This is a genomic window from Corynebacterium sp. CCUG 65737 (assembly GCF_024454115.1).
Lineage (GTDB): Bacteria > Actinomycetota > Actinomycetes > Mycobacteriales > Mycobacteriaceae > Corynebacterium > Corynebacterium genitalium.
Genome location: NZ_JAGPZB010000027.1, coordinates 1 through 5657, shown reverse-complemented (window position 1 = coordinate 5657; position 5657 = coordinate 1). Strand labels below are relative to the sequence as shown.

Annotated in this window: 5 protein-coding genes and 1 rRNA gene; all 6 read left to right on the top strand. The window is 59.3% G+C overall.

The annotated features are described in order from the left end of the window. The first annotated feature begins 161 nt into the window (after nt 1-161). Nucleotides 162-1052 carry an ABC transporter substrate-binding protein gene (locus KBX17_RS11325; RefSeq protein ID WP_256019905.1) on the top strand — a complete coding sequence of 297 codons (891 nt, stop codon included), beginning with the start codon at nt 162-164 and terminating at the stop codon, nt 1050-1052. A 93-nt stretch (nt 1053-1145) separates the two neighbouring features. Continuing rightward, the gene (locus KBX17_RS11320; RefSeq protein WP_255997959.1) at nt 1146-2177 is read left to right on the top strand and encodes a siderophore ABC transporter substrate-binding protein; all 1032 of its coding nucleotides are present in this window, start codon (nt 1146-1148) and stop codon (nt 2175-2177) included. After that, the gene (locus tag KBX17_RS11315; protein WP_256019903.1) at nt 2177-3151 is read left to right on the top strand and encodes an iron chelate uptake ABC transporter family permease subunit; all 975 of its coding nucleotides are present in this window, start codon (nt 2177-2179) and stop codon (nt 3149-3151) included. Before KBX17_RS11320 ends, KBX17_RS11315 begins: the two co-directional genes overlap by 1 nt. Beyond that, a complete protein-coding gene (locus KBX17_RS11310; protein ID WP_256019902.1) occupies nt 3148-4182 on the top strand; it encodes an iron chelate uptake ABC transporter family permease subunit in 1035 nt (344 codons plus the stop codon). Before KBX17_RS11315 ends, KBX17_RS11310 begins: the two co-directional genes overlap by 4 nt. Next, on the top strand, nt 4179-4934 hold the full coding sequence (locus KBX17_RS11305) for an ATP-binding cassette domain-containing protein (protein ID WP_256019901.1): 756 nt from the start codon (nt 4179-4181) through the stop codon (nt 4932-4934). The genes KBX17_RS11310 and KBX17_RS11305 overlap by 4 nt, the downstream gene beginning before the upstream one ends. Nucleotides 4935-5597: 663 nt before the next feature. After that, a 16S ribosomal RNA gene (locus KBX17_RS11300) occupies nt 5598-5657 on the top strand; the annotation flags it as partial.

Genomic DNA, 5657 nt, shown 5'->3' with positions numbered 1-5657 from the left:
GTCGCGACTGACCTGTCAACCATCAGGAATGCTGTCCCAGGCACGCCGTGTCAACTATGTCATGACTTCAGACACCGCCATCTCCACAACAATCGGCCCCGGTTCTGATGAAGGACTGGGGCCGCTTGCTTTCCACCCCGTCGCGTAGACTTGGGCGCGCTATGACCACCGCGAAGACGATGTCGAAGAAGCTGGGCTGCCTCGCAGCGTGCGCCACGTTCACCATGGTTTTGACTGCGTGCGCGCCGGTCGGCGAGGAAACCACTGCCGGCGCCCCCGAATCCACTGAAACTCACGCGGATGGCGAGTGGTCGGGGGAGACCGTGGACGTCGTCGACAACGAGGGCGCGAAAACTGTGCCGTTCAAGCCAGAGCGGGTGGTGGCATTCGACCCACGCATGGCAGCGCTGTTGAAAGATTTCGGTATCGACGCAATTGTCGCGACCAGCCCCGAAGAGGCTGCAGATGCCGAACCGGATATGGTTCTGGTCGGCGCAGAAACGTCCCACAGCGCCTCCGAGCTCCAAGATGTCGCGGGAGCACCGGTGGTGGATCTCACTCCGCGCCCCGATCCGCCGCTGGATTGGGAAATGGTGCGTCAAGTGCAGGTTCTGGGCGTCATCTTCGACAAAGAAGAAGAAGCGGAGCAGATGGACAGCGACTTCTCCGACGCTCTCGAGCGGGCCCGCAACGCGGTCGGGGAAGACTGGTCGGCGGCGGCTGTGGAAGCTAATGGTGATGCTGCCGAGCTCCTTCCTGTAGACGGTGGGAAACTGTGGGGTCCCGTGATGGACATGGTGGGCCTCGCTCCGGTGGAGCTGAACGAAGAGCCAGACGTCATTCTCGTCGAGGAGCGTGAACCGGATATGCGCTCGTCCGATTATGTACCGGCGTTGAAGCTGCTTCTGGATGATGAAGAGCTTGCGGAAACTCCGGCGGTTGAGAACGTGAACATCTACGTCGGCCCGTTTGACGTCCCAGAGGTGGCAGGGGCAAGCACGTACACCCTCATCCTCAACGAGTTGGCCGACCACTGGTCAATCAACGGTTAGGAAATGTGATGTCGGGGGAGGGGTATTGACCCTCAGGGATCATGTGCTAGGTTAGGCAAAGCTTACCAACTTTCTATGTACGGAGGATCTCCTATGAAACGTGTTTCCCGGCTCGCTGCCATCGTGGCTGCTGCCTCACTGACCCTCGCCGGCTGCGCTGGCAACGCGGATGACTCTGCCGGCGATTCGGCTGAAACCACCCAGGCAGACTCCGGTTCCTCCGACAACGGTGCTGAGGGAGACGGAGCCTCTGACACGGTCACCATCGAAGATAACGAGGGATCCAAGGAGGTTCCGGTCAACCCGTCTTCCGTCGTCGCCCTGGACAACCGCAGTTTCGAGATCCTCGACGAATGGGGTGTGCAACCTGTCGCTGCCGCCCGCGCGCTCGTGCCGGAGACTATTCCGGGCATCGCCGACAATGAAGACATCATCGACATCGGCAACCACCGCGAGCCGAACCTCGAGGCGATTGTCGCAGCTGAGCCGCAGGTGATCGTTTCGGGTCAGCGTTTCTCCGAATACAACGAGGAGATTGAGAAGCTGGTTCCGGATGCAGTCCTCATCGACCTCGAGCCGCGCGAGGGCGAGCCGTTGGACGAGGAGCTCCTGCGCCAGGTCGACGCCCTGGGCAAGATCTTCGACCGCGAAGAAGAAGCCAAGAAGATGGCCGATGACTTCACCTCCGCGCTCGACCGCGCGAAGGAGGCTTACAACGATGAGTGGAAGGTCATGGCCGTCAACGTCTCCGGCGGTGAGATCGGCTATGTCGCTCCGAAGGTCGGTCGTACCTGGGGGCCGCTGTTCGACCTGCTTGGCCTGACCCCCGCCCTGGAGATCGAGGGCGGTAGTGATGACCACCAGGGCGACGACATCTCCGTGGAGGCAATCGCCGAGGCGAACCCGGACTGGATGCTCGTGCTCGACCGTGACGCCGGCGTGCGCACCGAGGATTCCGCACCCGCCCAGCAGGTGCTGGATGAGAGCCAGGCTCTGGGCAACGTCACCGCCGTGAAGGAAGGCAACATCTACATTGCTCCTGCGGACACGTACACTAACGAGTCGATTGTGACCTACACCGAGATTCTCAACGACCTTGCCGATCAGTGGGAGGCTGGCGCTTAGTGCCGCATCGCTTATCCGCGAAAACCCGCCCGCCGCTCGCCGAATGGAAGCTGCTGGCGGGTCTCGCCGTTGTCGCCGGGTTGCTCACCGTCTCTTTGATGGTGGGGCAGTACGACATCCTCGGCAACGACGACGGCGCCGACATGTTCTGGACTACCCGCGTCCCACGCACCATCGCACTCGTGCTGTCAGGAATGGCGATGGCCATGAGCGGCATGGTGATGCAGCTGCTGACCCAGAACAGGTTCGTCGAACCCACTACGACCGGTACAACAGAGTGGGCCGGGCTCGGCCTGTTGGTGGCGCTTTACTTCATCCCGAACCCTTCGCTGACTGTGCGCATGGTCGTCGCAGTGGTGTTCGCCTTCGTGGGCACCATGGTGTTCTTTGGATTCCTGCGCCGGGTGGCGCTGAAATCCTCGCTGATTGTGCCGATCATCGGGATCATGCTCGGGGCGGTGGTCAGTTCTATCTCCACGTTTTTCGCCATGCAGACCGACATGCTCCAGTCGCTGGGCATTTGGTTCGCCGGCTCCTACACGTCGGTGATCCGCGGGCAGTATGAAGTGCTGTGGGTCGTTGCCATTGTCGTTGTCCTCGTGTTCGTCTTCGCTGACCGGCTCACTGTGGCTGGCCTGGGTAAAGACATCGCCACGAATGTCGGCTTGAACTACGAGCGGGTTGTGCTGCTCGGCGTCGGTCTGGTCGCCATCGCCTCAGGCGTGGTCACAGTCGTAGTAGGCATGCTGCCGTTTATCGGTTTGATCGTGCCCAATCTGGTGTCCATGTTCCGGGGCGATGATTTGCGCTCCAACCTTCCCTGGGTGTGCCTGCTCGGCATCGCCGTGGTGACGGTGTGCGACATCATCGGCCGGACCATCATCGCGCCGTTCGAGATGCCCGTCTCGGTCATCCTCGGCGTCGTCGGTGCAGTCGTGTTCGTGGTGTTGATCATCAGGCAGGAGCGGTCATGACGGCAGTAACAACGGAAATTGCTGCAGCTCGAGGCAGGCATGTGGGGGCGTTTCAGTCGTCGACAAGCAAACGGCGTTACTGGATCGTCATCGCGTGCCTGCTGGTGCTGGCCGCGGGCCTGACGTGGGGGCTGCTTGCATATGAGAACCCGATGGACTTTGGTACCCGGGGGTACTGGCTCATTGCGGAGCGCCGCGCGAACTCCGTCCTGGTCATGGTGCTGGTGGCGATATGCCAGGCGATGGCAACTGTGGCATTCCACACGGTGACCGGCAACCGCATTATCACGCCGTCGATCATGGGCTTCGAGGCCCTCTACGTGGCTATTCACACCACCACCGTCTACTTCTTCGGTGCGGTGGGTTTGACCAACGCGCGCACGGTGGAGATGTTTCTGCTGCAGCTCGTAGTCATGGTCGGGTTTTCGCTGCTGCTGTACTCGTGGCTGCTGACCGGCAAGAACAACATGCACGCAATGCTGCTCGTCGGTGTGGTCATGGGCGGCGGACTCGCGAGCTTGTCGACGTTCATGCAGCGCATGCTCACCCCGAGCGAATTCGACGTGCTCACAGCGCGGCTGTTCGGATCCGTCAACAACGCCGACCCCGACTACTTCCCGGTGGCCATCCCGCTGGCGCTCGGCGGCGCACTGCTGCTGCTTCTGCACTCGCGGATTCTCAACGTCCTGGCGCTCGGGCGCGACCCGGCGATCAACCTCGGCGTGAACCACCGCGGCCACGCGATCTATGTTCTGGTCCTTGTCAGCCTGCTCATGGCCGTGTCGACCGCGCTGGTGGGGCCGATGACGTTCCTCGGATTCCTCGTGGCCACTTTGGCGTACCAGTTCGCGGACACCTACGATCACCGGTACATCTTCCCGATGGCCGCGCTCATTGGATTCGCCGTCATGGCCGGGGCGTACTTCGTGATGAACCACATTTTTTACGCCCAGGGCATCGTGTCCATCATCATTGAACTCGTCGGCGGCGTCGTGTTCCTTACCGTGATTCTGAGAAAGGGGTCGTTGTGATCAAGCTGTCCTCGGTCGAAAAAACATACGGCCAAGAAACAGAGATCGGGCCGATCGACCTAGAGATCCCCGCTGGCGGCATGACCGCCCTGATCGGACCCAACGGTGCGGGCAAGTCCACTTTGCTCACCATCATTGGCCGGCTTCTGGAGCAGGACTCCGGCACCGTCACTGTCGCTGGTCACGACATCTCCACGGTGAAGAGCAAGGAACTCGCCAAAGAACTGTCGATCCTGCGCCAGGAGAACAACTTTGTCACCAAACTCACTGTGCGCCAGCTCGTCGGATTCGGCCGTTTCCCCTACAGCAAGGGGCGCCTGACCGCTGAAGACGAAGAGATCATCTCGCGCTACATCGACTTCCTTGGTCTGCGCGGGCTCGAGGGCCGGTACCTGGACCAGCTGTCCGGCGGCCAGCGCCAGCGTGCATACGTCGCCATGGTTCTAGCGCAAGAGACGGATTACGTGCTTCTCGACGAACCCCTCAACAACCTCGACATCTCCCACTCGGTGGACATGATGCGCCACCTGCATGATGCCGCAGAGAACCTGGGTAGGACCATCATCGTCGTTCTGCACGACATCAACTTCGCGGCCCGCTACGCCGATTACATCTGCGCGGTCAAAGACGGCCAGATCGTAGAATTCGGCCCTCCCAAGGATGTCGTTCGATCCGACCTGTTGTCCTCGATCTTCGGCACATCCATCGACGTGATCAACACCTCACGTGGGCCGGTAGCCGCCTACTTTTAGAAGCTGGAAGCATGTGGCGCGCATTTCAACGGTTGAGCGCCCAGTTTGATACGCGGTTGAGCAACCTATTAATGCAGGTGAGCTAACGGTTCCAGAAAATATTTGCGTTCTTCCGAGCTTTGGAGTTATTGTGTTGTTCCGTCGCTGCGAGACGTTACCAACTGGTAAACGGAACGTAATGACGAAAACAAATCGATCTTACAACGGAATTGACACAGAGTGTTGATCTCTAGTAAAGTCGATCAAGCCGCTTCAGACGGAGCAAAGAACAAAAGTTCCCGAAGAGCGTGCGTGTGTTGTGTGAGAACTCGATAGTGTGCCAATGTTTTTTGGTTGGTTGTGTGCGATCTTGATGCCTGCACGTGTTTGTGTGTGGTGTGTGCTGGTCGGTGGTGCCTGAACCTATTGATGGGGTGTCACTGTGCTGGTTGGTCGTGTGTGACTGATTGGAAGTATATTTTTTGTTGCTTCTTCTTTTTTCCCCGTCAGGGATGAGGGGCAACATGTGGATGAACCTTTTGGTTTGTCTAGTAATTTTAGGATTGCCAGTTCACGCACTGGCGCCATGGCTTTTTGTGCTGTTGCGCTGTGTGTGGGTGGTTTTGTTTTGGTTGGGTTTTGGGCTTTTCACGGCCTGTTTCACTTGGTTTTGTTGAAACTGTTTTTGTGGAGAGTTTGATCCTGGCTCAGGATGAACGCTGGCGGCGTGCTTAACACATGCAA